The organism is Streptomyces sp. SID5910 (assembly GCF_009862125.1).
In the GTDB taxonomy this organism is placed as follows: domain Bacteria; phylum Actinomycetota; class Actinomycetes; order Streptomycetales; family Streptomycetaceae; genus Streptomyces.
Map to the genome: position 1 here is coordinate 1 of NZ_WWHX01000362.1, position 763 is coordinate 763.

The 763-nt window shown below is 77.1% G+C and carries 1 protein-coding gene; it reads left to right on the forward strand.

Annotated elements, in window-relative coordinates:
• Positions 1-46 precede the first annotated feature (46 nt).
• A complete protein-coding gene (locus GTW67_RS12220) occupies positions 47-649 on the forward strand; it encodes a TetR/AcrR family transcriptional regulator (protein ID WP_161164829.1) in 603 nt (200 codons plus the stop codon).
• The last annotated feature ends 114 nt before the right edge of the window (positions 650-763 follow it).

A 763-nucleotide genomic window follows, 5' to 3' on the forward strand; every position in this document is an offset into this window, starting at 1 on the left:
TCCACCCCCTCACGCGCCGTGCCCCGGGTCCGCGTAGGGTCTCGGCATGGGCGACGAGCAGGGGGAGCGCGGCCGGAGGGGGCCGGGGCGGCCGCGGCAGGAGCATCTCACCCGGGCGGTTCTCGACGCCGTCGTCGAGCTGGTGGCGGAGAGCGGCATGGGCGCGCTGACCATGGACGCCGTGGCGGCCCGGGCCGGGGTGAGCAAACCGGCCATGTACCGGCGCTGGCCGACCAAGCAGGACCTCGTCATCGCGGCCGCCGAGGCCCGGATCGGCGCGCTGACGGTGCCCGACATGGGCGACTTCCGGGCCGAGCTGCGGGCCGTGCTGACGGCGCGCATGAAGGCGTACCGGCAGCCGGGCGTCGGACGGCTGCTGGCCGGGGTGATCGGCGCCGCGGCGGAGGCCGGAGCGGAGCCGGGGGCCTACCGCGCCTACACGTCCCGCGTGATGAGCGAGACGCGCCACCTGCTGGAACGCGGGGTCGCGCGCGGTGACGTACGGCCGGACGCCGACGTGGACGACGCCGCGACGCTGGTGGCGGCGTCCCTGGTCTTCCGCATGGTCGGCGAGCAGCGGCTGCTCGACGAGGCGCTGGTCGAGTCGATGGTGGACCTGATCGGCCGGGCGGTCGGCACCCACCCGTAACCCCGGACGCGGCCTCGGTCGCAGTCCCGGAGAGGCGGCCCCGGCCGGAGCGTCGGTCGCCGTCCCGACCGCAGCCCCCGCCGACCTTCCGGCCGCCCTCCCCCACCCACGCCC

Excerpts from the sequence above, each read along its gene's own strand:
- GTW67_RS12220 (WP_161164829.1), top strand. The coding sequence starts at position 47 with ATGGGCGACGAGCAGGGGGAGCGCGGCCGGAGGGGGCCGGGGCGGCCG.